At 54.9% G+C, this 25,746-nt stretch carries 21 protein-coding genes and 1 pseudogene; 10 read left to right on the forward strand and 12 right to left on the reverse strand.

The genetic code is table 11. The features are described 5' to 3' along the window. Positions 1 to 71: 71 nt before the first annotated feature. Positions 72 to 1,214: a crotonobetainyl-CoA dehydrogenase gene (caiA, locus tag AOY24_RS07695; RefSeq protein WP_042997982.1), complete on the reverse strand. Its 1,143-nt coding sequence runs from the start codon at positions 1,212 to 1,214 to the stop codon at positions 72 to 74. Positions 1,215 to 1,246: 32 nt separating this feature from the next. Further along, positions 1,247 to 2,764, reverse strand: coding sequence for an L-carnitine/gamma-butyrobetaine antiporter (gene caiT, locus AOY24_RS07700; protein WP_044255575.1), 1,518 nt, complete (start codon positions 2,762 to 2,764; stop codon positions 1,247 to 1,249). 478 nt (positions 2,765 to 3,242) lie between these two features. Here caiT and AOY24_RS07705 point away from each other — a divergent pair, with 478 nt between their 5' ends. The 4 genes from AOY24_RS07705 to fixX are packed head-to-tail and all read left to right on the forward strand — an operon-like array spanning position 3,243 to position 6,563. Beyond that, positions 3,243 to 4,016: an electron transfer flavoprotein FixA gene (locus AOY24_RS07705; RefSeq protein WP_054176438.1), complete on the forward strand. Its 774-nt coding sequence runs from the start codon at positions 3,243 to 3,245 to the stop codon at positions 4,014 to 4,016. Between the two features lie 12 nt (positions 4,017 to 4,028). Next, the gene (locus tag AOY24_RS07710) at positions 4,029 to 4,970 is read left to right on the forward strand and encodes an electron transfer flavoprotein subunit alpha/FixB family protein (protein ID WP_042997979.1); all 942 of its coding nucleotides are present in this window, start codon (positions 4,029 to 4,031) and stop codon (positions 4,968 to 4,970) included. A 22-nt stretch (positions 4,971 to 4,992) separates the two neighbouring features. Next, on the forward strand, positions 4,993 to 6,279 hold the full coding sequence (locus tag AOY24_RS07715; RefSeq protein ID WP_044267384.1) for an FAD-dependent oxidoreductase: 1,287 nt from the start codon (positions 4,993 to 4,995) through the stop codon (positions 6,277 to 6,279). Further along, positions 6,276 to 6,563, forward strand: coding sequence for a ferredoxin-like protein FixX (gene fixX / locus AOY24_RS07720; RefSeq protein ID WP_042997977.1), 288 nt, complete (start codon positions 6,276 to 6,278; stop codon positions 6,561 to 6,563). The genes AOY24_RS07715 and fixX overlap by 4 nt, the downstream gene beginning before the upstream one ends. Here the strand turns inward: fixX and AOY24_RS25630 are convergent. Beyond that, a pseudogene (locus tag AOY24_RS25630) lies at positions 6,560 to 6,661 on the reverse strand (hypothetical protein); the annotation flags it as partial. The gene fixX and the pseudogene AOY24_RS25630 overlap by 4 nt on opposite strands. Before the next feature lie 40 nt (positions 6,662 to 6,701). On the opposite strand from AOY24_RS25630, the gene AOY24_RS07725 reads away from it, so the two are divergent. The 5 genes from AOY24_RS07725 (at position 6,702) to folA (ending at position 11,535) form a co-directional block, all read left to right on the forward strand. Beyond that, the gene (locus AOY24_RS07725; RefSeq protein WP_044256030.1) at positions 6,702 to 8,033 is read left to right on the forward strand and encodes an MFS transporter; all 1,332 of its coding nucleotides are present in this window, start codon (positions 6,702 to 6,704) and stop codon (positions 8,031 to 8,033) included. A gap of 102 nt (positions 8,034 to 8,135) precedes the next feature. Continuing rightward, entirely contained in the window at positions 8,136 to 8,369 is a 234-nt protein-coding gene (locus AOY24_RS07730; RefSeq protein WP_044255562.1) for a YgdI/YgdR family lipoprotein, read from the forward strand. A gap of 103 nt (positions 8,370 to 8,472) precedes the next feature. Beyond that, entirely contained in the window at positions 8,473 to 9,003 is a 531-nt protein-coding gene (gene kefF, locus AOY24_RS07735; RefSeq protein WP_044255558.1) for a glutathione-regulated potassium-efflux system oxidoreductase KefF, read from the forward strand. Then, a complete protein-coding gene (kefC, locus tag AOY24_RS07740; RefSeq protein ID WP_044255555.1) occupies positions 8,996 to 10,858 on the forward strand; it encodes a glutathione-regulated potassium-efflux system protein KefC in 1,863 nt (620 codons plus the stop codon). Before kefF ends, kefC begins: the two co-directional genes overlap by 8 nt. 197 nt (positions 10,859 to 11,055) lie before the next feature. Then, positions 11,056 to 11,535, forward strand: coding sequence for a type 3 dihydrofolate reductase (folA, locus tag AOY24_RS07745; RefSeq protein ID WP_042997972.1), 480 nt, complete (start codon positions 11,056 to 11,058; stop codon positions 11,533 to 11,535). A gap of 92 nt (positions 11,536 to 11,627) precedes the next feature. Here folA and apaH read toward each other — a convergent pair whose 3' ends face one another. The 6 genes from apaH to lptD are packed head-to-tail and all read right to left on the reverse strand — an operon-like array spanning position 11,628 to position 18,368. Then, on the reverse strand, positions 11,628 to 12,476 hold the full coding sequence (apaH, locus tag AOY24_RS07750) for a bis(5'-nucleosyl)-tetraphosphatase (symmetrical) ApaH (RefSeq protein ID WP_042997971.1): 849 nt from the start codon (positions 12,474 to 12,476) through the stop codon (positions 11,628 to 11,630). A 10-nt stretch (positions 12,477 to 12,486) separates the two neighbouring features. Continuing rightward, entirely contained in the window at positions 12,487 to 12,864 is a 378-nt protein-coding gene (gene apaG, locus AOY24_RS07755; protein WP_042997970.1) for a Co2+/Mg2+ efflux protein ApaG, read from the reverse strand. A gap of 2 nt (positions 12,865 to 12,866) precedes the next feature. Continuing rightward, positions 12,867 to 13,688: a 16S rRNA (adenine(1518)-N(6)/adenine(1519)-N(6))-dimethyltransferase RsmA gene (gene rsmA, locus AOY24_RS07760; RefSeq protein WP_042997969.1), complete on the reverse strand. Its 822-nt coding sequence runs from the start codon at positions 13,686 to 13,688 to the stop codon at positions 12,867 to 12,869. Next, positions 13,685 to 14,674 carry a 4-hydroxythreonine-4-phosphate dehydrogenase PdxA gene (pdxA, locus tag AOY24_RS07765; RefSeq protein ID WP_054176440.1) on the reverse strand — a complete coding sequence of 330 codons (990 nt, stop codon included), beginning with the start codon at positions 14,672 to 14,674 and terminating at the stop codon, positions 13,685 to 13,687. Before pdxA ends, rsmA begins: the two co-directional genes overlap by 4 nt. Then, a complete protein-coding gene (gene surA / locus AOY24_RS07770) occupies positions 14,674 to 15,960 on the reverse strand; it encodes a peptidylprolyl isomerase SurA (protein ID WP_054176441.1) in 1,287 nt (428 codons plus the stop codon). Before surA ends, pdxA begins: the two co-directional genes overlap by 1 nt. 53 nt (positions 15,961 to 16,013) lie before the next feature. Beyond that, on the reverse strand, positions 16,014 to 18,368 hold the full coding sequence (gene lptD, locus AOY24_RS07775; RefSeq protein ID WP_044267389.1) for an LPS assembly protein LptD: 2,355 nt from the start codon (positions 18,366 to 18,368) through the stop codon (positions 16,014 to 16,016). Positions 18,369 to 18,623: 255 nt separating this feature from the next. Between lptD and djlA the strand changes: the two genes are divergently transcribed. Further along, a complete protein-coding gene (gene djlA, locus AOY24_RS07780; RefSeq protein ID WP_054176442.1) occupies positions 18,624 to 19,439 on the forward strand; it encodes a co-chaperone DjlA in 816 nt (271 codons plus the stop codon). Positions 19,440 to 19,602: 163 nt separating this feature from the next. Here djlA and rluA read toward each other — a convergent pair whose 3' ends face one another. The 3 genes from rluA to polB form a co-directional block, all read right to left on the reverse strand. Further along, positions 19,603 to 20,262, reverse strand: a complete 660-nt coding sequence (gene rluA, locus AOY24_RS07785) for a bifunctional tRNA pseudouridine(32) synthase/23S rRNA pseudouridine(746) synthase RluA (RefSeq protein WP_044255541.1) — start codon at positions 20,260 to 20,262, stop codon at positions 19,603 to 19,605. Positions 20,263 to 20,273: 11 nt separating this feature from the next. Further along, a complete protein-coding gene (rapA, locus tag AOY24_RS07790; protein WP_054176443.1) occupies positions 20,274 to 23,180 on the reverse strand; it encodes an RNA polymerase-associated protein RapA in 2,907 nt (968 codons plus the stop codon). Between the two features lie 134 nt (positions 23,181 to 23,314). Continuing rightward, entirely contained in the window at positions 23,315 to 25,666 is a 2,352-nt protein-coding gene (polB, locus tag AOY24_RS07795; RefSeq protein WP_054176444.1) for a DNA polymerase II, read from the reverse strand. Positions 25,667 to 25,746: the final 80 nt, after the last annotated feature.

The raw sequence follows: 25,746 nt of genomic DNA on the forward strand, positions 1-25,746 counted from the left end.
TAAATTTGTAGGCCTGATAAGACGCAAAGCATTGGCCCGGTAAGCGCAGCGCCACCGGGCATGTCGCTGTCTTAACGGTATTGTTTCAGCACGGCACGACCGAGCGTCAGGATCTGCATTTCGTCAGAGCCGCCGGATACGCGGTCAACGCGTAGGTCACGCCAGAAGCGGGTGATGCGGTGGTTACCCGCAATCCCAACACCACCGAGAACCTGCATGGAGGTGTCCACGACTTCAAACGCCGCGTTGGCGCAGAAGTATTTACACATCGCCGCATCACCCGAGGTGATGGTACCGTTGTCGGCTTTCCATGCCGCTTCTAACAGCATGTTTTTCATGGAGTTTAATTTGATCGCCATATGGGCGAACTTCTCCTGGATCAACTGGAAACGACCGATCGTTTCGCCAAACTGCACGCGCTGGTTGGCGTAGCGCGCCGCATCTTCAAAGGCGCACATTGCTGTACCGTAGTTGGTGAGGGCTACCAGGAAACGCTCGTGGTCGAACTCTTCTTTTACGCGGTTAAAGCCGTTACCTTCCCGACCGAACATGTCTTTTTCGTCCAGCTCGACATCGTCAAAGTTGATTTCACAGCAGCTGTCCATGCGCAGACCCAACTTCTCAAGTTTGTTGACCTTGATGCCGGGTTTACTCATGTCGACAAACCATTCGGTATAGACAGGTTTATCCGGGGAAGCGCCGTCTCTTGCCATCACCACGATATAAGGGGTGTAGGCGCTACTGGTGATAAAACACTTACTACCATTAAGATAAACCTTACCATTTTTGCGGGTATAAGTGGTTTTCAGACTACCAACATCCGATCCCGCTCCCGGTTCGGTGATGGCGGAGTTCCACATTTGTTTCCCGGTTCCCTGGAACGCCATGATTTTATCGATCTGCTCCTGGGTGCCTTCGCGCAGGAAGGTATTAAACCCGCCCGGCAGCTGATACAGCACGTACGTAGGCGCACCGAGGCGTCCCAGTTCCATCCAGACGGCAGCCACGGTGACGAATCCGGCTTCCAGGCCGCCATGTTCTTCCGGGATCAGCAGGCTATCGATGCCCATGTCCGCCAGCGCTTTCACGAAACGCTCCGGATACACGCTGTCGCGATCGCATTCGGCAAAATAGGCTTCCCAGTTCTCACTGGCCATCAGTTCACGAATACCGGCGACAAACAGTTCCTGCTCATCATTGAAATTGAAATCCATCTTCTAACCTCTATGTCATGGGGTAATTAGGTTTATTTATCTTTCCAGTGCACTTTGGCGTCTTTGATAAAGGAGAGCGTCACCATAATGTTGACGAAGAACAGCGGGCAGCCCCCGGCGATAATCGCGGTTTGTATTGGCTTCAGGCCGCCGAGTGCCAGCAGCACGATGCCAATCACGCCGACCAATATCGACCAGCCGATACGCACCAGTAACGGCGGCTCTTCGCCATCGCGCACTTCACGACAGGTCGACATTGCCAGGGTGTAAGAGCAGGCGTTGATCAGCGTAACGGTGGCAATAAAGCAGAGAATAAAGAATCCCCACATCGTGGCGGTGCTGAGCGGCAGGGCGGCCCAGGTTTCGATAATCGCGCGCGGCACGCCGTGATCGGCAATCAGTTGCGGGATGTTGATGATGTTTTTATCCATCAACAGCAGAGTGTTACTGCCCAGTACCGTCCACAGGATCCAGGTGGAGGCGGTCAGGCCCAGCACCATGCCAAAGCACAGTTCACGCACGGTACGACCGCGAGAGATACGCGCCAGGAAGATGCTCATCTGAATGGCGTAAATCACCCACCACGCCCAGTAGAAGACCGTCCAGCCCTGTGGGAAACCGCCTTTGGCGATCGGGTCGGTGTAGAACAGCATGCGCGGCAGATACATCAGCAGCGTCCCGACGGAGTCGGTGAAGTAGTTCATAATGAAGCTGGCGCCGCTGACGATGAACACCCAGCCGAGCATCAGGAAGCTCAGATAGCTGCGCACGTCACTGGCGATCCTGACCCCTTTTTGCAAGCCGCAGGCCACGCAAATGGCGTTAAGAATGATCCAGCAGGTAATGATGATCGCATCCAGTTGCAGCGTGTGCGGGATACCAAACAGGTACTGCATACATTCGGTGACCAGCGGCGTCGCCAGCCCAAGGCTGGTGCCCATCGCGAAGATCAGTGCGACCAGATAGAAGTTATCAATGATGGTGCCTAACAGACCTTTGGCGTGCTTTTCGCCGACCAGCGGCACCAGCGTGGAGCTGGGACGAATGACGTCCATCTTGCGCACAAAGAAGAAGTAGGCGAAGGCCACGGAGAGGAAGCTATAAGTCGCCCATGGCAGCGGTCCCCAGTGAAACAGGCTGTAAGCGAGGCCAATCTCTTTCGCTCCGGTGGAGTTAGGTTCCAGGCCAAACGGCGGCGTGGAGATGTAGTAGTAAATCTCTATCGATCCCCAGAACAGCACGGCGGCAGAAGTACAGGAGGCGAACATCATGAAGATCCAGCTGGCGGTGCTGAACTCCGGTTTCTCGTCACCTAATTTCTTTTTCGCGTAGGGACCAAAAACCAGCCAGAACCAGCCGATGAGCATAATGACCATATACCACTCAAATGCCCATCCCCAGACATTGGTGACATAACTAAAGACGGCATTAATAACGACATTTGCGGCATCGAGATCGCGTACCGTTAGCCAGCAAAGTATTCCGACGATTATTAGCGGCGGGAAAAAAACCTTTGGCTCAATTCCAGACTTTCTCTTTTCATTTTTCATGAGTGAATTCCAGGTTGAAAACGAAATTTATTTAGCGTTCCCGTTTGTTTTATTTTTGTTTATTTTTATTAAATATTTGTTGATACCCGTTTAACCTCAGGACGCGTTGGCGAGTAACTCATAATGGGTATTCGTTTTGCGGCATTCTGTAATCTTCGTCACACTTTTTGTTTGGGGTGTTTTGGTGCGAACAGCCTTTGAAAATGTATATTTATCATTGTGTTATATTCTGGTTTGTTGGGTTTTTCACCGTTTGGCGTTCAATATTGGTGATCTGCCAGGCAATATTGAAAATATTTCTTTTGGACGCCGGATTTCAATATTGGTGAGGTGCTTAACAATATTGAAAGTTGCGAATATCAGTGTGTGACATTTTCAATATTGGCGATTATGGTTTTATTTCCGAATTAAAGAGCGTGATATCTGTATTTAACACCGCCGATATATATACGTTTCCTTCATGATTTCTGGAGATGCAATGAAGATAATTACTTGCTACAAGTGCGTACCTGATGAACAGGATATTGTCGTCAATCACGCAGATGGTTCATTAGATTTCAGCAAAGCAGATGGCAAAATCAGCCAGTACGACCTGAATGCGATAGAAGCGGCCTGCCAACTGAAACAGCAGGCCAGCGACGCGCAGGTGATCGCCCTGAGCGTGGGCGGCAAGGCATTAACCAACGCGAAAGGGCGTAAGGATGTCCTCTCCCGCGGCCCGGACGAACTGGTGGTCGTCATTGACGATCGGTTCGAGCAGGCATTGCCACAGCAAACCGCCGCAGCGCTGGCTGCTGCCGCGCAAAAGTCGGGTTTTGATCTGATTCTCTGCGGCGATGGTTCCTCCGATCTCTACGCCCAGCAGGTCAGCCTGCTGGTAGGCGAAACGCTGAACATTCCCGCCATCAACGGCGTGAGCAAGATCCTCTCACTGACGGAAAGTACGCTGACCGTTGAACGTGAACTGGAAGATGAAATTGAAACGCTGAGCATTCCGCTGCCGGCGGTCGTGGCCGTTTCCACCGATATTAACTCTCCACAAATACCATCGATGAAAGCCATTCTGGGGGCGGCGAAAAAACCGGTTCAGGTCTGGTCAGCGACGGACATTGGCTTTAGCGCCGGGGATGCCTGGTCCACGCAAACGGTGGCCGCACCGAAACAACGTGAGCGCCAGCGCATTGTGATTGAAGGCGATGGTGAAGAACAGATCGCTGCGTTTGCCGATAGTCTGCGCAAAATCATTAATTAAGAAGGGGATGTTATGAGCAAGTTTTCCAGCGTCTGGGTATTCAGCGATACCGTGTCTCGCCTGCCGGAACTGATGAGCGGCGCGCAGATTTTAGGTGAACAGATTAACGCATTTGTGCAAAGCGCCGATGAGGCAACCACGGCCATTCAGTTGGGCGCACATCACGTCTGGCAACTGAGCGGCAAGCCGGACGATCGTATGGTGGAAGATTATGCGGACGTGATGGCACAGACCGTTCGTCATCAGGGTGATTCTGGCCTGTTGCTGCTGCCCAACACCCGTCGCGGCAAACTGCTGGCGGCAAAACTGGGCTATCGCCTTGCCGCAGCGGTTTCTAATGATGCCAGCACCGTGACGCAGCAGGATGGCCGGGCGACGGTCAAACACATGGTGTATGGCGGCCTGGCGATGGGCGAAGAGACGCTCTCCACGCCGTTTGCGGTACTGACGCTCAGCAGCGGCACTTTTGAGGCGCAACAGCCTGATGCGACCCGCAGCGGCGAGACGCACAGCGTAGCCTGGCAGGCGCCGGAAATTACCGTCACGCGCACTGCCACGCAGCCACGTCAGAGTAACAGCGTTGATCTCGATAAAGCCCGGCTGGTGGTCAGCGTGGGACGCGGTATCGGCAGCAAAGAGAATATCTCACTGGCGCAAGCGCTGTGTCAGGCCATTGGCGCGGAGCTGGCCTGCTCGCGTCCGGTCGCCGAAAACGAGAAGTGGATGGAGCATGAGCGCTATGTCGGGATCTCGAATCTGATGCTCAAGCCGGAATTGTACCTGGCGGTGGGGATCTCCGGGCAGATCCAGCACATGGTGGGGGCAAACGGCGCGCAGACTATTTTTGCCATCAACAAAGACAAAAATGCGCCGATATTTCAGTACGCGGATTACGGCATTGTCGGCGATGCGCTGAAAATCCTGCCCGCGCTGACGACCGCACTGGCACGCTAAACCATTCAGGCAGGGAGTACGTATGTCCGAAGATATCTTTGATGCCATCATCGTGGGCGCGGGGCTTGCCGGTTCCGTCGCGGCCCTGGTGCTCGCCCGCGAAGGGGCCCAGGTGTTGGTTATCGAGCGCGGAAATTCCGCTGGCGCGAAGAATGTCACCGGTGGGCGCATCTATGCTCACAGTCTGGAGCGCATTCTTCCAGGCTTTGCTCAGCAGGCCCCTGTTGAACGGGTCATTACCCATGAAAAGCTCGCCTTTATGACCGATAACGGGGCGATGACCGTGGACTATCTCAACGGTGAAAAGGCTGGCCCGTCGCAGGTCTCTTATTCGGTGTTGCGCAGTAAATTTGACGCCTGGCTGATGGAGCAGGCGGAAGAGGCGGGCGCGCAGTTGATCACCGGGATCCGCGTGGATAACGTCGTGCAGCGCGATGGCAAAGTCGTTGGTGTAGAAGCGGACGGCGACATCATCGAATCGAAAGTGGTGATCCTAGCCGATGGCGTCAACTCCCTGCTGGCGGAAAAACTGGGAATGGCAAAACGCGTTGAGGCCTCGCACGTGGCGGTCGGCGTGAAAGAGCTGATCGAACTGCCGAAATCGGTGATTGAAGATCGCTTCCAGTTGCAGGGTAACGAAGGGGCGGCCTGTCTGTTCGCGGGATCGCCCACGGATGGCCTGATGGGCGGTGGCTTCCTGTATACCAACGAAAACACCCTGTCACTGGGGCTGGTATGCGGGCTTCATCATCTGAAAGAGGCGAAAAAATCGGTCCCGCAAATGCTGGAAGATTTTAAACAGCATCCGGCCGTTGCCCCGCTGATCGCGGGTGGCAAGCTGGTGGAGTACGCGGCACACGTGGTGCCGGAAGCAGGGATGAACATGCAGCCTGAGCTGGTGGGCGACGGCGTGCTGATTGCGGGCGACGCGGCGGGTATGTGTATGAATCTCGGCTTCACGATTCGCGGGATGGATCTCGCGGTGGCAGCAGGTGAAGCGGCGGCGAAAACGGTGCTTTCCGCCATGCAAAGCAACGACTTTAGCCGTCAGGGGCTGGCGGAATATCGCCAGCATCTCGACAACGGTCCGATGCGCGATATGCGTATGTACCAGCGGTTGCCGGCGTTCCTCGATAACCCGCGCATGTTCACCCGCTACCCGGAAATGGTTGTTGGTATCGCCCGTGACCTCTTTACCGTCGATGGTAGTGCGCCGGTGCCGATGCGTAAGACGATCCTGCGCCATGCGAAGAAAGTGGGCTTCATCAACCTGATGAAGGATGGCATTAAAGGAGTGACCGTATTATGACTTCTCCCGTCAACGTAGACGTCAAGCTGGGCGTCAACAAATTCAATGTCGATGAAGAGCATCCGCACATCATCATGAAAACCGCGCCGGATAAGCAGGTGCTGGAAGTGTTGATCAAAGCCTGTCCGGCCGGGTTATACAAAAAGCAGGATGACGGCAGCGTGCGCTTTGATTATGCCGGATGCCTGGAGTGCGGAACGTGTCGAATTCTCGGACTTGATACGGCGCTGGAAAAATGGGAGTACCCACGCGGTACCTTTGGCGTGGAGTTTCGTTACGGTTAATGAGTACAGGTATACGCTCCACTGCCGGATGGCGGCGAAAACGCCTTATCCGGCCTACGGGGATAAGTAGGCCTGATAAGCGCAGCGCCATCAGGCAGTTAAGCACTAATGCCGAATGTCGGCAAACAGGACATTGCCATGCAACAGCCCAGGAACTTTGATGACATCCAGTTCTCCTCTATTCACCGCAGAATCATGCTGTGGGGAAGCGGTGGACCGTTTCTGGACGGTTATGTGCTGGTGATGATTGGCGTCGCGCTGGAACAGCTCACGCCTGCGCTGAAGCTGGATGCTGAGTGGATTGGCCTGTTAGGCGCGGGGACGCTGGCCGGGCTGTTTGTCGGCACCTCTTTGTTTGGTTATATCTCGGACAAAGTGGGGCGGCGCAAAATGTTTCTTATCGATATCATCGCTATTGGGGTGATATCGGTGGCCACTATGTTTGTCTCATCTCCGGTTGAACTGTTGGTGATGCGGGTGCTGATTGGCGTGGTGATTGGTGCGGATTATCCCATTGCCACCTCGATGATCACCGAATTTTCCAGTACCCGCCAACGTGCCTTCTCTATAAGCTTTATTGCGGCGATGTGGTACGTCGGCGCGACCTGTGCCGATCTGGTTGGTTACTGGCTCTATGACGTCGAGGGCGGCTGGCGCTGGATGCTGGGCAGCGCGGCGATCCCTTGCCTGTTGATCCTGATTGGTCGCTTCGATCTGCCCGAGTCTCCGCGCTGGCTGTTGCGTAAAGGCCGGGTCAAAGAGTGTGAAGCGATGATGATCAAGCTGTTCGGTGAGCCGGTTGCGTTCGATGAAGACACAGCGCAGGAGACGCGCTTTTTACAATTGTTTAATCGTCGCCACTTCCCGTTTGTGCTGTTTGTCGCCGCGATCTGGACCTGTCAGGTGATCCCGATGTTTGCCATTTACACCTTTGGTCCGCAGATCGTCGGCCTGTTGGGACTGGGGGCCGGGAAGAGCGCAGCGCTGGGGAATGTGGTGATCAGCCTGTTCTTTATGCTGGGCTGTATTCCGCCAATGTTCTGGCTGAACAGCGCGGGGCGGAGGCCGCTGCTAATTGGCAGCTTCGTGATGATGACGCTGGCGTTGGCGGTGCTGGGGCTGATCCCGGAAATGGGGATCTGGCTGGTGGTGACGGCATTCGCGGTGTACGCCTTTTTCTCCGGCGGACCGGGGAATTTGCAATGGCTCTATCCCAATGAACTGTTCCCGACCGACATTCGCGCCTCCGCAGTGGGGGTTATCATGTCGTTGAGTCGTATCGGTACCATCCTCTCGACCTGGGCGCTGCCTATTTTCATTACTAAATATGGTATTAGTCAGGTGATGCTGATGGGGGCGGGGATCTCGTTGGTCGGGTTGCTGGTCTCCATTGCCTTCGCGCCAGAAACGCGCGGTCTGACGCTTGCCCAGACCAGTACGATGACGATTCGCAGGAAACCGTTGTGTTAAGGTGAGTCTTCAGAGTGTTCTGTATTTCCCCTCAACCTCAGTCAGTGCGTCTACAGTTAATGGGTATATCACTGAAAATGACTGAAAAGCAGGGAGAACACCATGCAAAAGAAACTATTAATCGCTTCCCTTTTCGCCGCAGCAACCGTCTTTACTCTCGCAGGCTGCTCCTCGAACCAGGCTGTGCGTACGACCGATGGCCGAACCATTGTCACCGACGGTAAACCGCAGGTAGACGATGACACGGGCCTGGTCTCCTACAAAAATGCCGAAACGGGTCAGACGGAGCAAATTAACCGCGATCAGGTGAAAAATATGAGCGAGCTGGATAACTAGTTCAATTTTACCCATTCATCCGCTCAATAATATTCACTATTAGCCTGTTGGTTTACTGACTACACTCTCTTATAAAACAGAGTGGTAAAATAACAGGCTAATCATGATTCTTATCATTTATGCGCATCCTTATCCGCAGCATTCGCATGCGAATAAACGGATGCTTGAGCAGGCAAGGACGCTGGAAGGCGTCGAAGTTCGTTCTCTCTATGAACTCTACCCTGATTTCAATATCGATATCGCTGCGGAACAAGAGGCGCTTTCTCGCGCTGACCTGATCGTCTGGCAGCATCCCATGCAATGGTACAGCGTTCCCCCCCTACTCAAACTGTGGATGGATAAAGTGCTTTCCCACGGCTGGGCCTATGGTCACGGCGGGACCGCGCTGCGCGGTAAGCAAGTCATGTGGGCGGTGACTACTGGCGGCGGCGATAATCACTTCGATATCGGCTCGCATCCGGGGTTTGACGTACTCTCACAGCCGCTCCAGGCGACAGCCATCTACTGCGGGCTCAACTGGCTTGCGCCGTTTGCAATGCACTGTACGTTTATTTGCGACGACGAAACGCTGCAGGCGCAGGCGCGTCATTACAAGCAACGACTGATGGCATGGCAGGAGGCGCACAATGGATAGCCATACGCTCATACAGGCGCTGATTTATCTTGGGTCGGCGGCGCTGATCGTGCCGATTGCCGTCCGGTTGGGCTTAGGCTCGGTGCTGGGTTATCTCATTGCGGGGTGCATCATCGGCCCCTGGGGGTTACGTCTGGTGACCGATGCCGAATCTATTCTGCACTTTGCTGAAATCGGCGTGGTGCTGATGCTGTTTGTCATTGGCCTGGAGCTTGATCCCCAGCGGCTATGGAAACTGCGCGCTTCAGTGTTTGGCGGCGGCGCGCTACAGATGGTGGTCTGCGGCGGCCTGATTGGTCTGTTTTGTATGTTCCTCGGTCTGCGATGGCAGGTGGCGGAACTGATTGGTATGACGCTGGCGCTCTCCTCCACGGCGATAGCTATGCAGGCGATGAATGAGCGCAACCTGACCGTTTCGCAGATGGGACGCAGCGCCTTTGCTGTGCTGCTGTTCCAGGACATCGCGGCGATTCCGCTGGTGGCAATGATTCCGCTACTGGCGACCAGCGGGGCGTCAACCACGCTTGGCGCATTCGCGCTGTCGGCACTGAAAGTGGCTGGTGCGTTAGTCCTGGTGGTACTGCTGGGGCGCTATGTGACCCGCCCGGCGCTGCGTTTCGTTGCGCGTTCTGGCCTGCGCGAAGTCTTCAGCGCCGTGGCGCTGTTTCTGGTCTTTGGCTTCGGGCTGTTGCTTGAAGAAGTTGGGCTGTCGATGGCGATGGGGGCGTTCCTGGCTGGCGTATTGCTGGCAAGCTCTGAGTATCGCCACGCGCTGGAAAGCGACATCGAGCCGTTTAAGGGGCTGCTGCTGGGGCTGTTTTTCATCGGTGTCGGCATGTCTATCGACTTCGGGACGCTTATCGATAATCCGCTCCGTATCATCATTCTGCTGGTCGGTTTCCTGGTGATTAAAACCGGGATGCTATGGCTGATTGCCCGTCCTTTACAGGTGCCGAATAAGCAGCGCCGCTGGTTTGCGGTACTCCTCGGACAGGGCAGTGAGTTCGCGTTTGTGGTCTTTGGCGCGGCGCAGATGGCGAACGTGCTCGATCCACAATGGGCGAAGGCGCTGACGCTGGCGGTGGCACTGTCGATGGCCGCGACGCCGATTTTCCTGGTCATCCTTACGCGAATGGAGAAATCCGCTTCCGGTGAAGAGCGGGAAGCCGATGAAATTGATGAAGAACAGCCGCGGGTGATTATTGCCGGATTTGGCCGCTTCGGGCAGATCACCGGTCGTTTACTGCTCTCCAGCGGTGTGAAGATGGTCGTTCTCGATCACGATCCGGACCACATCGAGACGCTGCGTAAATTTGGCATGAAGGTGTTCTACGGTGATGCGACGCGGATGGACCTGCTGGAGTCCGCCGGGGCGGCGAAAGCGGAAGTGCTGATCAATGCCATTGACGATCCGCAAACCAACCTGGAGCTGACGGAGATGGTAAAAGACCATTTCCCGAACCTGCAAATTATTGCCCGGGCACGCGATGTCGATCATTACATTCGGTTGCGCCAGGCAGGCGTCGAGCAACCAGAACGTGAAACGTTTGAAGGCGCGCTTAAAACCGGGCGTCTGGCGCTGGAAAGTCTTGGGCTTGGCCGCTATGAAGCGCGTGAACGTGCGGACCTGTTCCGTCGCTTTAATACGCAAATGGTAGAAGAGATGGCGAAAGGTGAAGATGATGCCACCTCCCGTGCGGCAGTCTATAAACGGACCAGCGCGATGCTGAGCGAAATCATCACCGAGGATCGCGAACATCTGTCGTTGATTCAGCGTCATGGCTGGCAGGGGACTGAGGAAGGCAAACACACGGGAGACGTTGCCGATGAGCCAGAAGTTAAACCGTCAACCTAAGTCAAAAATGTGATGTACTGCAAACTTTACTGTTAACCAATTGTTTTTGAACTACTGTAATGCCGGGAGTCCACTGACAAGTCGTGGACTCGCCAGCAGATCGGAAAATTTTCGTGCTCTTCTTCTGTTCGTTAGTCGACGAAAGATTGCTCTTTCCGTATAGTGGCGACAATTTTTTTTGCTCCGGGAAATATTCAATGATCAGTCTGATTGCTGCGTTAGCGGTAGATCGCGTTATTGGCATGGAAAACGCCATGCCGTGGAATCTGCCTGCGGATCTCGCCTGGTTTAAACGTAATACGTTAAATAAACCTGTCGTTATGGGACGCCATACCTGGGAATCCATCGGCCGACCGTTGCCGGGACGTAAGAACATCGTCATCAGCAGCCAGCCGGGTACTGACGATCGCGTGCAGTGGGTGAAATCGGTTGATGAAGCGATTACCGCCTGTGGTGATGCGCCAGAAATTATGGTGATTGGCGGTGGTCGTGTGTACGAGCAGTTCCTGCCCAAAGCGCAGAAACTGTATCTGACGCACATCGATGCGGAAGTGGAAGGGGATACGCATTTCCCGGACTACGAGCCGGACGACTGGGAATCGGTGTTCAGCGAGTTTCACGACGCTGACGGGCAGAATTCACACAGCTATTGCTTCGAAATTCTGGAACGTCGCTAAGCGATGAGTGCCGGATGGCGACGCTTAGCGTCTTATCCGGCCTACGAGATGGTTTGTAGGCCGGATAAGCGTAGCGCCATCAGGCAAACAGATCAGGCGTTAACGGCTTCGCCTTCATTCAGATCCATCTGCCGGTTTGACGGCTGCACAAAGTACTGCTTATCTTCCCAGCGCAGGCAGGTTAAATTCCCTCCCCAGCAGCACCCGGTATCCAGCGCATAGATTCCCTCCGGCGTTCCTTTTCCTTCCAGAGACGCCCAGTGACCAAACGCAATGCTGTAGGCTTCGCTGACCGGTCCGGGAATGGCAAACCACGGTTTCAACGGTGCCGGGGCATCCTCCGGGGACTCTTTGCTGTACATATCCAGTTGCCCGTTCGGGAAGCAGTAACGCATCCGGGTAAAGGCGTTGGTGATAAAGCGCAGGCGTGCCAGTCCGGTCAGTTCCGGCGTCCAGTTATTTGGCATGTCGCCATACATGGCGTCGAGGAAGAAGGGGTAAGAGTCACTCGACAGCACCGCTTCAACATCGCGCGCGCAATCTTTGGCAGTCTGCAAATCCCACTGCGGTGTGATACCCGCATGCGCCATCACCAGTTTTTTCTCTTCATCTATCTGCAACAGCGGTTGGCGACGCAGCCAGTTGAGCAGTTCGTCTGCGTCCGGCGCTTCCAGCAGCGGACTCAGGCGGTCTTTCGGTTTGTTACGACTGATACCAGCGAAGACCGCCAGCAGATGCAGATCGTGATTACCCAGCACCAGGCGCACGCAGTCACCGAGTGATTTCACATAACGCAGCACGTCCAGTGAACCTGGGCCACGGGCAACCAGATCCCCCGTCAGCCACAGGGTATCGCTTTCAGGGGTAAAATTGACTTGTTGTAGCAATGCGATCAGTTCGTCGTAGCAACCGTGAACGTCGCCAATAAGGTATGTTGCCATAGCTATTGTTTTAGTGAATGAGAGTGGAAACGGCGAGTCGGAAAACCGGAATATCGATGGTAAAGGCGACGCCGTTCTCATCAATCATTTCGTAATGACCCTGCATCGTGCCCAGCGGCGTTTCGATAACAGCGCCGCTGGTGTACTGGTACTCTTCGCCAGGCTCAATGTGCGGCTGAACGCCAACCACACCTTCTCCCTGGACTTCAGTTTCTCGGCCATGACCGTTGGTGATCAACCAATAGCGTCCCAGTAGCTGCACGGGCGCTCGCCCCAGATTGCGGATGGTTACGGTGTAGGCAAAAACGTAACGGTCATCTTCAGGTGAGGATTGCGCCTCGATATAGACGCTTTGGACCTGAATACACACTCGGGGCGAATTGATCATGCTTAACTCTCCTTCGATGGCGCGTGTTCTGACAGATAGTTCGCCATCTGGCAGTACTGCGCGACAGAGATATTTTCCGCTCGCATTGCCGGGTCAATACCCAGTTCCGTCAAGACCTCAACGCTGAACAGATTGCCGAGGCTGTTACGAATCGTTTTACGGCGCTGGTTGAACGCTTCTGTGGTGATGCGGCTCAACAGGCGAATATCGTTGACCGGATAGGGCATCGTAGTGTGCGGCACCAGGCGCACCACGGCGGAATCGACTTTTGGCGGCGGCGTGAAGGCGGACGGCGGCACTTCAAGCACCGGGATCACGTTGCAATAATATTGCGCCATGACGCTTAAGCGACCATACGCCTTACTGTTTGGTCCTGCAACCAGACGATTCACCACCTCTTTTTGCAACATAAAGTGCATATCGGCAATGGCATCAGTATAGCTAAACAGGTGGAACATCAGCGGCGTAGAGATGTTATAAGGCAGGTTACCGAACACGCGTAGCGGTTGACCCATCTTTTCAGACAATTCGCCGAAATTCATGGTCATGGCGTCCTGCTGATAGATAGTCAGCTTGGGGCCCAGGAAGGGATGCGTTTGCAGACGCGCGGCCAGATCGCGGTCAAGTTCAATGACCGTCAGCGCATCCAGACGTTCGCCAACCGGCTCCGTCAACGCAGCCAGACCGGGGCCGATTTCGACCATCGCCTGACCCTTCTGCGGGTTAATGGCGGAGACAATGCTGTCGATCACAAACTGATCGTTGAGGAAGTTTTGCCCGAAGCGTTTACGGGCTAAGTGGCCCTGATGGACTCGATTATTCATTGGGTATTAACAATCATTTTGATGGCGAGATTAAGCGCCGTAATAAAACTGCCGACATCAGCTTCACCCCGGCCCGCCAGTTCAAGCGCGGTACCGTGATCCACCGAGGTACGAATAAAAGGCAGGCCCAGCGTGATATTCACGCCGCGACCAAATCCCTGGTATTTTAGCACGGGGAGACCCTGATCGTGGTACATCGCCAGTACCGCATCAGCATGTTGCAGATATTTGGCCTGAAACAACGTGTCGGCGGGTAATGGACCTGTCAATTTCATCCCCTGCGCGCGGAGCGTATCGAGCACCGGAACGATCGTGTCGATCTCCTCGCTGCCCATATGCCCCCCTTCACCGGCATGCGGATTCAGACCACAGACCAGCACGTGCGGATCGTCCACGCCAAATTTGGTGCGCAGATCGTGATGCAGAATGCCAATCACTTCGTGCAGCAGTGCTGGTGTAATGGCATCGGCGACGTCACGCAGCGGCAGATGGGTCGTTGCCAGTGCGACGCGTAACTCCTCCGTCGCCAGCATCATCACCACTTTTTTCGCCTGTGAGCGCTCTTCAAAAAACTCGGTGTGACCGGTGAAAGGCACGCCCGCGTCGTTGATAACGCCCTTATGCACAGGGCCCGTAATCAGCGCCGCAAATTCACCCTCTACACAACCGTCACAGGCACGGGCCAGCGTCTGCACCACATACTCGCCATTCTCCACGGCCAACTGCCCAGGAACGACGGGCGCACGAAGCGCGACCGGTAACAGCGTAAGCGTGCCGGCTGTCTGCGGTTTAGCAGGGCTTTGCGGGGAGTAAGGGCGTAACGTGAGGGGAAGACCGAGCATTGTCGCCCGGTCAGTCAATACCGTGGCATCGGCACAGACCACCAGTTCAACCGGCCAGTCGCGCTGGGCAAGTTGAACGACGAGATCCGGACCAATCCCGGCGGGTTCGCCGGGAGTGATCACTACGCGTTGAGCAACCGTCATTAATTGCCCAGGATTTTAACGTAAGCGCTGGCGCGTTGTTCCTGCATCCAGGTTGCTGCTTCTTCTGAGAACTTCCGGTTCATCAGCATACGGTAAGCGCGATCTTTCTGCGCGGCGTCGGTTTTATCGACGTTACGCGTATCCAGCAGTTCGATCAGGTGCCAACCGAAAGAGGAGTGCACCGGTGCGCTCATCTGGCCTTTGTTCATGCGGGTTAACGCATCACGGAATGCCGGATCGAAAATGTCCGCAGCCGCCCAGCCCAGATCGCCGCCCTGGTTAGCCGAGCCGGGATCCTGAGAAAACTCTTTCGCTGCGGCAGCAAAGGTGGTTTTACCGCTCTTAATATCAGCGGCGATTTGCTCAAGCTTCAGACGCGCCTGCTGATCGGTCATGATCGGCGACGGCTTCAACAGAATATGGCGGGCATGAACTTCGGTCACGGAGATGCTCTGGCTCTGGCCGCGCATATCATTCACTTTCAGGATATGGAAGCCGACACCGGAACGAATCGGGCCAACGATGTCGCCTTTCTTCGCGGTACTCAGCGCCTGAGCAAAAATGCCTGGCAGTTCCTGAATACGACCCCAACCCATCTGGCCGCCTTTCAGCGCCTGCTGGTCAGCAGAGTAGGTGATCGCCAGTTTGCCGAAGTCGCTGCCGTTACGGGCTTGATCGACAATGGAACGCGCCTGAGATTCTGCTTCGTTCACCTGGTCAGACGTTGGGTTTTCCGGCAGTGGGATCAGGATGTGGCTCAGGTTCAGCTCCGTACTGGCATCATTTTGATTGCCAACCTGCTGCGCCAGCGCATCCACTTCCTGCGGCAGGATCGTCACGCGGCGGCGCACTTCGTTGTTACGCACTTCAGAGATGGTCATCTCTTTGCGGATCTGATTACGGTAGGTTGAGTAGCTCAGACCATCGTAAGCCAGACGGCTTCGCATCTGGTCCAGCGTCATGTTGTTCTGTTTAGCGATATTGGCAATCGCCTGATCAAGCTGTTCGTCAGAGATTTTTACGCCCATCTTCTGACCCATCTGCAGGACAATCTGATCCATGATCAGACGTTCCAGGATCTGATGACGCAGCGTAGCGTCGTCCGGAAGCTGTTGACCTGCCTGGTTGGCGTTCAATTTGACAGACTGCATCAGGCCATCAACGTCGCTTTCCAGTACCACACCGTTATTTACGACGGCTGCGACTTTATCGACTACCTGCGGGGCAGCGAAACTGGTATTCGCGATCATGGCGATACCGAGAAGCAGCGTTTTCCAGTTCTTCATACTTTTTCCATTTCAATTAACCGCACTGCGGATTACGTGGTAAATCAATCAGATCACAAAGAGTTTTGATACGGCAAAATGTTGGAACGTAACATCTCGCTCGTGCCGAGACCATAGTTGGAACTCAGACCACGAAGTTCAATGTTAAAGCCAATCACGTTGTCATACACCGCGTGTTCTTTATCGCTATCCCAACCGTTCAGCTTACGCTCGTAACCGACGCGGATCGCATAACAGCAGGAGTTGTACTGCACACCTAACATCTGGTCGGCGGGTTTATTCACGTTAGTGTCGAAGTAGTAGGCACCCACAATCGACCAGCGATCGGCAATCGGCCAACTGGCGACGGTACCGATCTGGCTAATCCCGTTTTTGTACTGCTCTGCCGTGGAATATCTTGCTGGCAATGTCGCCTGAATATACTCCGGGCTGGCGTAACGGTAGTTCAACTGAACCAGACGGTCTTCATCACGACGATATTCGATACTGGAACTGCTGGTGGCGACGCTATCCAGACGGGTGTCGTACTGAATACCGCCACGCAGGCCCCAACGATCCGAAATACGCCAGTAGGTGTCACCCGCCCATACTAATGAACCTGTCTGGTCATCATTCTCCCATTGGATGTTGTCATCGCCAGTGCGAGACTCCGTGAAATAGTAGATTTGACCAACAGAAACGTTAAAACGTTCAACTGCTGTCTCATCATATATGCGAGATGTGACGCCCGTCGTGACCTGGTTGGCGGAGGCAATGCGGTCCAGACCGCCATAGCTGCGGTCACGGAACAGGCCGGTATAGTCAGATTGCAGCAGGGAAGAGTCGTAGTTGTAGATGTTGCTCTGGTCGCGATACGGCACGTACAGATACTGCGCGCGCGGCTCCAGCGTCTGGGTATAACCCGGCGCGAGCATGTTCATATCCCGTTCAAACACCATCTTGCCGTCGACTTTGAACTGCGGCATCACACGGTTGGCGGTATCATCCAACTGAGTGGTATTACGGTTGTTATACCAGTCCAGATTGGTTTGCTGATAATGGGTTGCCAGCAGTTTCGCTTCGGTATTGATGCTGCCCCACTGGTTTGACAACGGCAGGCTGACAGTCGGCTCCAGGTGCAGGCGCGTCGCTTCCGGCATGTTGTCTTTGGTATTCACAAAATGCACGGCCTGGCCATAAATACGGGTATCAAACGGACCCAGGTCGTTCTGATAGAAGTTGACGTCTAACTGTGGTTCAGCGGAATAACTGCTGGTGTTTTGATCGCTGAACACCTGGAACTGTTTGGTTGAGACAGTGGCGTCAAAGTTCTGCACCGCATAGCCGACGCTGAATTTCTGCGTCGCGTAACCGTCGGTACTTGAACCGTACTTGTTATCGAAATCATTAAAGTAGCTGGAGTCGCTCACTTTGGTGTAGTCGACGTTGAAACGCCACACCTGATCCATCACTCCCGCATGTCGCCAGTAAAACAGCCAGCGGCGCGAGTTGTCATCGTTCGGATGCTCATCGTCGTAGACGCGATCGGAGTTCAGATAGTCGAATTCCATAATACCGGCGCCCGCCTGGCTCAGGTAGCGGAATTCGTTCTCCCACATTACGCCGCCGCGACGGTGCATATAGTGCGGCGTCAGGGTCGCATCCATGTTTGGCGCAATGTTCCAGTAATACGGCAGATAGAACTCAAAATAGTTCTTTGTCGTGTACTTGGCGTTGGGGATCAGGAAACCGGAGCGGCGTTTATCCCCGACCGGCAATTGCAAATACGGACTGTAAAAGACAGGAACCGGACCCAGCTTAAAGCGGGCGTTCCAGATTTCTGCGACCTGTTCTTCACGGTCATGGATCACTTCGCTACCGACGACGCTCCAGGTATCAGAACCTGGCAGACAGGAGGTGAAACTCCCGTTCTCAAGAATGGTATAGCGGTTTTCGCCGCGCTGTTTCATCAGATCCGCTTTACCGCGGCCCTGACGGCCTACCATCTGGTAGTCGCCTTCCCAGACGTTGGTGTCTTTGGTGTTCAGGTTCGCCCAGCCCTTCGGTCCTTTCAGGATAACCTGGTTGTCATCGTAATGGACGTTGCCGAGCGCATCGACGGTACGTACAGGCTCAGGCTGACCCTGAGCCTCTTTCTGATGAAGCTGCACCTCGTCGGCCTGCAGACGGCTGTTGCCCTGCATGATATCCACATTGCCGGTAAACACCGCGTCGTCAGGATAATTTCCTTTCGCATGATCGGCATTAATCGTGACGGGGAGTTCATTTGTCTCGCCCTGCACCAGAGGACGGTCATAGCTTGGCACGCCTAACATACATTGTGAGGCGAGACTGGCTGCCAGACCCTGTTGACTGTAAAGGGCAGTGGCAATCATGGTGGCCAGGAGGGTGGGAATACGTTTTTTCATACGTTGTATTTTATTGTTCCATCATCAGTAGCGTCGCGCGTGACAAACCGCCACAGCCTAACTTACTCATGTTCGTAGCGCTAGTGTTAATCCTGCCGCTATAGCGTCTGTGGTGTTAGTCACGGCTGTGAATGACAGGTATGATAATGCAAATTATAGGCGATGTCCCACAATTGACCGTAGCCGAAAGATCGTTAAAAGCAGCTTATTTTGTGGGACCTGGCCTCACCGAGAGTGAGACAAATTGGGGAGTCTATGCAGTACTGGGGAAAAATAATTGGTGTGGCCGTGGCTCTGCTCATGGGCGGCGGCTTTTGGGGCGTGGTGCTGGGGCTGTTGGTTGGCCACATGTTCGACAAAGCCCGCAGCCGCAAAATGGCGTGGTTTGCCAACCAGCGTGAGCGTCAGGCGCTGTTTTTTGCCACCACCTTTGAGGTGATGGGGCACTTAACCAAATCGAAAGGACGGGTTACCGAAGCCGATATCCATGTCGCCAATGTGCTGATGGACAGGATGAATTTGCACGGTGAATCGCGATCGGCTGCGCAAAATGCGTTTCGTATCGGAAAATCAGATAATTACCCGTTACGTGAAAAAATGCGCCAGTTTCGTAGCGTCTGTTTTGGTCGCTTCGATCTTATTCGTATGTTTCTTGAAATTCAGATTCAGGCGGCGTTTGCCGATGGTTCACTGCATCCCAACGAGCGTGAAGTGCTGTATGTGATTGCCGAAGAGTTGGGCATTTCCCGCACTCAGTTCGATCAGTTCCTGCGCATGATGCAAGGGGGAGCCCAGTTTGGCGGTGGTTATCAGCAGCAGTCCGGCGGCGGTGGCTGGCAGCAGGCGCAACGCGGCCCGACGCTGGAGGACGCCTGCAACGTCCTCGGGGTTAAATCTACTGACGATGCGACTACCATTAAACGTGCTTATCGTAAGCAGATGAGCGAGCACCATCCGGATAAGCTGGTGGCGAAAGGTCTGCCGCCGGAAATGATGGAAATGGCGAAGCAAAAAGCGCAGGAAATTCAGAAGGCTTACGAGCTGATCAAAGAGCAGAAAGGCTTTAAATAAATATACACGGCATCCTTCAAGCTGCCTCTTTGTTGGCCGCGCTGTGAAACCCCAGTCACATAGTTATCTATGCTCCTGGGGATTTCTTCGCTTGCCGCCTCGATGCATCTCGAATGATTTGTGTCTATTCGCGAGCGTAATTCAAAGGGGCTACGTTATAAGATTAAAAATCCGCTGGCGCTTTAAACGTCATGCTGTTGCCGTATGCGGGATGGGTGATGGTCAGCATCTCGGCATGCAGTTGCAGTCGGGGGGCCATCGCCAGCGCCTCAGGCGGGGCATAAAAACGGTCGCCGAGAATGGGGTGGCCTAACGCCAGCATATGTACGCGCAGTTGGTGCGAACGTCCGGTGATGGGCTTCAACATTACTCGCGCGGTGTTATCTTCCGCAAACTCCACCACTTCATATTCGGTCTGCGCTGCTTTGCCGGTTTCATAACACACTTTCTGTTTCGGACGATTCGGCCAGTCGCAGATGAGCGGTAAATCCACCAGTCCCTCTGCGGGCGCAGGATGTCCCCATACCCGCGCCACATACTGTTTTTTCGGCTCGCGCTCGCGAAACTGACGCTTCAGCTCTCGCTCTGCCGCCTTGGTGAGGGCCACTACAATTACGCCGCTGGTTGCCATATCCAGACGATGCACAGATTCAGCCTGTGGATAGTCGCGTTGGATACGCGTCATCACGCTGTCTTTGTGTTCCTCAAGACGCCCCGGCACGGATAACAGGCCGCTTGGCTTGTTGACCACCATAATGTGCTCATCCTGATACAGGATCACCAGCCAGGGATCCTGCGGCGGATTGTAGTTTTCCATCGCCATATTTGACTCCGTTACTGATGCGTGACGACGATAAGACGAAGCGCATCCAGACGCCATCCTGCCTGATTCAGGCTTTCCAGCACCTGTTGACGGTTGCTTTCAATGGCCGCGAGTTCATCATCACGAATGTTCGGGTTGACGGCGCGCAGCGCTTCCAGGCGCGACAGTTCTGCAGACAGTTTTTCATCCGCTTCATTACGCGCCGCGTCAATCAGGGCGCGGGCGGACTTCTCAACCTGCGCTTCACCCAGTTGCAGAATCGCATGAACATCCTGCTGCACCGCATTAACCAGTTTGCTGCCGGTGTGGCGGTTTACGGCACTCAACTGGCGGTTGAAGGTTTCAAACTCCACCTGCGCCGCGAGGTTGTTGCCGTTTTTATCCAGCAGCATGCGCACCGGCGTCGGCGGCAGGAAGCGGTTAAGCTGCAACTGCTTCGGTGCCTGGGCTTCCACAACGTATACCAGCTCCAGAAGCAGCGTACCGACCGGCAGCGCCTTATTCTTCAACAAGGAAATGGTACTGCTACCGGTATCACCAGAGAGGATCAGATCCAGCCCGTTACGGATCAGCGGATGTTCCCAGGTAATAAACTGCGCGTCTTCACGCGACAGCGCCACGTCACGTTCAAAGGTAATGGTACAACCGTCTTCTGGCAGCCCCGGGAAGTCCGGCACCAGCATGTGATCGGATGGGGTCAGTACAATCAGGTTTTCACCACGATCGTCCTGGTTAATCCCCACGATATCAAACAGGTTCATGGCAAAGGCGATAAGGCTGGTGTCGTCGTCCTGCTCTTCAATACTTTCGGCCAGTTGCTGCGCTTTTTCGCCGCCGTTGGAGTGGATCTCCAGCAGACGGTCGCGGCCCTGTTCCAGCTGCGCTTTCAGCGCTTCGTGTTGTTCGCGACAGCTTTTGATCAGATCCTCAAAGCCATCGGTCTCTTCGGGCGCCGCCAGGTAGTTAATCAGGTTGCTGTAAACCGTGTCATAAATAGCACGACCGGTCGGGCAGGTATGTTCGAACGCATCCAGGCCTTCGTGATACCAGCGAACCAGCACCGACTGGGCGGTTTTCTCTAAATACGGGACATGGATTTGGATATCGTGCGCCTGGCCGATGCGGTCGAGACGACCAATACGTTGTTCCAGCAGGTCCGGGTTAAATGGCAGGTCGAACATCACCAGGTTGCTGGCAAACTGGAAGTTACGACCTTCCGAGCCAATTTCTGAACACAGCAGCACCTGTGCACCGCTGTCCTCTTCGCCGAACCAGGCGGCGGCGCGGTCACGTTCGATAATCGACATCCCTTCGTGGAAGACCGCCGCGCGGATACCTTCGCGCTCGCGCAGCACTTGCTCCAGCTGCAGGGCGGTAGCCGCCTTCGCACAGATCACCAGCACTTTCTGTGAGCGATGGCTGGTCAGGTAGCCCATCAGCCACTCAACGCGTGGGTCGAAGTTCCACCAGGTGCAGGTATCCCCTTCAAATTCCTGATAAATCTGTTCCGGATAGAGCATATCGCGCGCTCTGTCTTCGGCGTTTTTGCGGGCACCCATGATGCCGGACACTTTAATGGCAGTCTGATACTGCGTCGGCAGCGGCAGCTTAATGGTGTGCAGTTCGCGTTTCGGGAAGCCTTTTACGCCGTTACGGGTGTTACGGAACAGCACGCGGCTGGTGCCGTGGCGGTCCATCAGCATGGAAACCAGCTCCTGACGTGCGTTCTGCGCACCGTCGCGGTCGCTGTTTGCCGTTTGCAGCAGCGGTTCAATATCCTGCTCGCCAATCAGTTCGCCCAGCATGTTGAGCTCTTCATTGCTGAGCTTGTTACCGGCCAGCAGCATAGCGACGGCGTCGGCAACCGGGCGATAATTTTTCTGCTCTTCAACAAACTGTGCGAAATCGTGGAAACGGTTGGGATCCAGCAGGCGCAGACGCGCAAAGTGGCTTTCCATACCCAGTTGTTCCGGGGTGGCGGTCAGCAACAGTACGCCTGGCACGCGTTCCGCCAGTTGTTCTATCGCCACATATTCACGGCTCGGCGCCTCTTCGCTCCAGACGAGGTGGTGGGCTTCATCGACAACCAGCAGATCCCACTCGGCATCGCACAGGTGTTCCAGACGCTGCTTGTTACGGCGGGCGAAGTCCAGAGAACAGATCACCAGTTGTTCGGTTTCGAACGGGTTAAACGCATCGTGCTGCGCTTCGGCGTAGCGTTCGTCGTCAAACAGGGCGAAACGCAGATTGAAACGGCGCAGCATTTCGACCAGCCACTGATGCTGCAAGGTTTCTGGCACAATAATCAGCACGCGTTCTGCCGCGCCAGAAAGCAGTTGTTGATGCAGGATCATCCCGGCTTCAATGGTTTTGCCCAGACCCACTTCATCTGCCAGCAGTACGCGCGGCGCATGACGGCGACCCACATCGTGGGCGATGTTGAGCTGATGAGGGATCAGGCTGGTGCGCTGGCCGCGCAGACCGCTCCATGGCATGCGGTACTGTTCACTTTGAAATTTACGTGCGCGGTAGCGCAGCGCAAACCGATCCATGCGGTCAATCTGACCAGCAAACAAGCGATCCTGCGGTTTGCTGAACGCCAGTTTGCTGTCGAGCAGGACTTCACGCAGCGTGACGCTGGTTTCTTCGGTATCAAGACGGGTGCCAATGTAGGCAAGCAAACCATTTTCTTCTTTTACTTCATCGATTTGCAGCTGCCAGCCTTCATGGCTGGTAATGGTATCGCCAGGGTTGAACATCACGCGGGTCACGGGGGAGTCACTGCGCGCATACAGACGGTTTTCACCGGTGGAGGGGAAAAGCAAAGTGACGGTGCGCGCATCCATGGCGACAACGGTTCCAAGTCCCAGTTCGCTTTCTGTATCGCTGATCCAGCGTTGACCAAGTGTAAAAGGCATATTTGTTCGGCTCTATATCTTTAATTGCAGGCAATAACCACCCTCTGCCAGGGAGATGCTATGGCAGAACGGTAAATGGGGTCCAGGAATGGAAAGGGCGCTATGGTAATGGATGGCGATGGATTCGTCACGCGTCAAAATAACCCTAATTGGCCTGTCAGTAGTGTAGCAAAGTTATCATCAATGAAGGGAAGAATTCCTTCCGCGACGGGCTGGAGCTGTCGCGTCAGGTAATGCTCGTAATCCAGCGGCGAGTGTTGATAATCCTTTGGCTCTGGGCCGTTCAGGGTCCAGACATAGTGAATGGTGCCGCGGTTCTGGTACTGCGCCGGGCGTCCCCGCTTCAGGTTTTCTTCATCAGCCAGTCTGGCGGCGCGTACGTGTGGCGGAACGTTGCGCTGGTACTCGCTTAATGGTCGACGCAGACGCTTGCGATAGACCAGACGCTCGTCCAGTTCGCCCGCCATCAGCCGATCAATGGTTTCACGTACGTAATCCTGATACGGTTCGTGACGAAATATGCGCAGATACAATTCTTGCTGGAACTGCTGCGCCAGCGGTGTCCAGTCGGTACGCACGGTTTCCAGCCCTTTAAACACCATCCGCTGGTTTTCTCCTTCCTGAATCAAACCCGCGTAGCGTTTTTTGCTGCCGGTATCCGCGCCACGAATGGTGGGCATCAGAAAGCGGCAGAAATGCGTTTCATACTCCAGTTCCAGCGCGCTGGTAAGGTTCTTCTCCTGAAGCGATTGCGTCCACCAGGCGTTGACGTGTGCTACTAACGCGCGACCAATTTTCGCCGCTTCCTCTTCTGTGTGGGCGCGCTTCAGCCAGACGAAGGTGGAGTCGGTGTCGCCATAAATCACGTCATAGCCCTGGGCTTCAATGAGCGCTTTGGTCTGACGCATGATCGCGTGACCGCGCATGGTGATCGACGACGCCAGGCGCGGATCGAAAAAGCGGCAGGCCGTTGTGCCGAGTACACCGTAAAAGGCATTCATGATGATCTTCAGCGCCTGAGAAAGCGGTTTATTACCGTGCCGTTTGGTGTCGTCACGCCCCTGCCAGATCGACGTCACGATCTCTGGCAGGCAGTGTTTTTCCCGCGAGAACCAGGCGTCGAGAAATCCTTCGGTGCTGTGTTCGGGATCCGGGTGCGCCATCCCTTCCACCAGTCCGACTGGGTCGATCAAAAAGGTGCGAATGATCGAGGGGTACAGGCTTTTGTAATCCAGCACCAGCACCGAATCATACAAGCCGGGACGCGAATCCATCACGTAACCGCCGGGGCTGGCGTGGGGCGGCACTTCACCAAGGTTCGGCGCAACGTAACCGGCGCGATGCATACGTGGAAAATAGAGATGGCCAAACGCGGCGACCGAACCGCCGTGACGATCGACAGGTAATCCGTTAACCGTGGATCGTTCTAACAGGAACGGCACGATCTCGGTTTTATGAAAGACTCGTGTCACCAGCTCGCAATCTTTCAGATTGTAGGTGGCGAGCGCGGGTTTATCTTCGGCAAAACGTCTGTCGATCTCATCCATGCGATCCCAGGGATTATCGATCGATTTACCTTCCCCCAGCAGTTCTTGCGAAACGGTCTCCAGCGAAAACGACGAGAAATTCCAGAAGGCAGACTTCAGCGCCTCAATGCCGTCAACGATCAGCCGCCCTTTCGCCTGGGCGAAAAAAACGCCATTTTTAAAACCGTGCTCACGCCACTCGAGTTCGCTGTTATCGCGGCCAAAACGCAGCGGGATACGGTAGCGTTCAGCATGTTTTTGCAACACGCGCAGGTCGAACTGCACCAGATTCCAGCCGATGATGAGGTCGGGATCGTAGCGGGCAACCCACTCGTTAAGCTTTTCCAACAGTTGTGGGCGGCTGTTGACGTACTCAAGCTGGAAATCGAGCGCTGAGGAATCGCCATTTTCGGGGCCGAGCATATAGACAATGCGCTGCCCGCAGCCTTCAAGCCCAATGCAGTACAACTCGCCGTGGCGGGTGGTTTCAATGTCCAGAGACAACCATTTGAGCGGTGGACGATAGTCGGGATGGGGCTTTAATCGCGCATTGACGATCGCACCGTTGCGCGTCTCACCTTCGACCCACACTGGCGAGGTGATAAAGCGTTCCATCAGATAGCGTTCAGGCGGGCGGACATCGCCTTCATAAACCGTCACGCCATTCTCACGCAACAGCTTTTCCAGTCGCATCAACTGGCGATGCGAACGGCAGTAAAGACCCGAAACCGGCTGACGATGAAAATCTTTGAGGTTGAGCGGCGTCAGACGATAACCATTTTCACTGCTTAATAACGACGTGACGCGGGCGGTTAGCGCGGTAGGGATAAACGCAACGGACTCCTGCGGCGCAAGCGTGACCTGCAAAGGCCCGCTGTCTGTTGCCAGCCAGAAGGAGACTTCAGTTCCCTGCGACGTATCCCGCCAGTGCCGGGTTAAGATAAAACCTGCCTGCGCCACGCTGTTTATCCATCAAAAAAACCAGGCATGATTATAGCCTGGTTCAACGTGTTGTGCTGGGGTTTTATACAGTTATCGGC

The sequence above is a fragment of the Citrobacter sp. CtB7.12 genome, assembly GCF_001297795.1.
Taxonomy (GTDB): domain Bacteria; phylum Pseudomonadota; class Gammaproteobacteria; order Enterobacterales; family Enterobacteriaceae; genus Citrobacter_A; species Citrobacter_A amalonaticus.

Excerpts from the sequence above, each read along its gene's own strand:
- surA (WP_054176441.1), bottom strand. The coding sequence starts at position 15,960 with ATGAAGAACTGGAAAACGCTGCTTCTCGGTATCGCCATGATCGCGAAT.
- pdxA (WP_054176440.1), bottom strand. The coding sequence starts at position 14,674 with ATGACGGTTGCTCAACGCGTAGTGATCACTCCCGGCGAACCCGCCGGG.
- rsmA (WP_042997969.1), bottom strand. The coding sequence starts at position 13,688 with ATGAATAATCGAGTCCATCAGGGCCACTTAGCCCGTAAACGCTTCGGG.
- djlA (WP_054176442.1), top strand. The coding sequence starts at position 18,624 with ATGCAGTACTGGGGAAAAATAATTGGTGTGGCCGTGGCTCTGCTCATG.
- caiA (WP_042997982.1), bottom strand. The coding sequence starts at position 1,214 with ATGGATTTCAATTTCAATGATGAGCAGGAACTGTTTGTCGCCGGTATT.
- caiT (WP_044255575.1), bottom strand. The coding sequence starts at position 2,764 with ATGAAAAATGAAAAGAGAAAGTCTGGAATTGAGCCAAAGGTTTTTTTC.
- AOY24_RS07705 (WP_054176438.1), top strand. The coding sequence starts at position 3,243 with ATGAAGATAATTACTTGCTACAAGTGCGTACCTGATGAACAGGATATT.
- lptD (WP_044267389.1), bottom strand. The coding sequence starts at position 18,368 with ATGAAAAAACGTATTCCCACCCTCCTGGCCACCATGATTGCCACTGCC.
- apaG (WP_042997970.1), bottom strand. The coding sequence starts at position 12,864 with ATGATCAATTCGCCCCGAGTGTGTATTCAGGTCCAAAGCGTCTATATC.
- fixX (WP_042997977.1), top strand. The coding sequence starts at position 6,276 with ATGACTTCTCCCGTCAACGTAGACGTCAAGCTGGGCGTCAACAAATTC.
- kefC (WP_044255555.1), top strand. The coding sequence starts at position 8,996 with ATGGATAGCCATACGCTCATACAGGCGCTGATTTATCTTGGGTCGGCG.
- apaH (WP_042997971.1), bottom strand. The coding sequence starts at position 12,476 with ATGGCAACATACCTTATTGGCGACGTTCACGGTTGCTACGACGAACTG.
- AOY24_RS07715 (WP_044267384.1), top strand. The coding sequence starts at position 4,993 with ATGTCCGAAGATATCTTTGATGCCATCATCGTGGGCGCGGGGCTTGCC.
- AOY24_RS07710 (WP_042997979.1), top strand. The coding sequence starts at position 4,029 with ATGAGCAAGTTTTCCAGCGTCTGGGTATTCAGCGATACCGTGTCTCGC.
- rapA (WP_054176443.1), bottom strand. The coding sequence starts at position 23,180 with ATGCCTTTTACACTTGGTCAACGCTGGATCAGCGATACAGAAAGCGAA.
- rluA (WP_044255541.1), bottom strand. The coding sequence starts at position 20,262 with ATGGCGATGGAAAACTACAATCCGCCGCAGGATCCCTGGCTGGTGATC.
- AOY24_RS07730 (WP_044255562.1), top strand. The coding sequence starts at position 8,136 with ATGCAAAAGAAACTATTAATCGCTTCCCTTTTCGCCGCAGCAACCGTC.
- folA (WP_042997972.1), top strand. The coding sequence starts at position 11,056 with ATGATCAGTCTGATTGCTGCGTTAGCGGTAGATCGCGTTATTGGCATG.
- AOY24_RS07725 (WP_044256030.1), top strand. The coding sequence starts at position 6,702 with ATGCAACAGCCCAGGAACTTTGATGACATCCAGTTCTCCTCTATTCAC.
- kefF (WP_044255558.1), top strand. The coding sequence starts at position 8,473 with ATGATTCTTATCATTTATGCGCATCCTTATCCGCAGCATTCGCATGCG.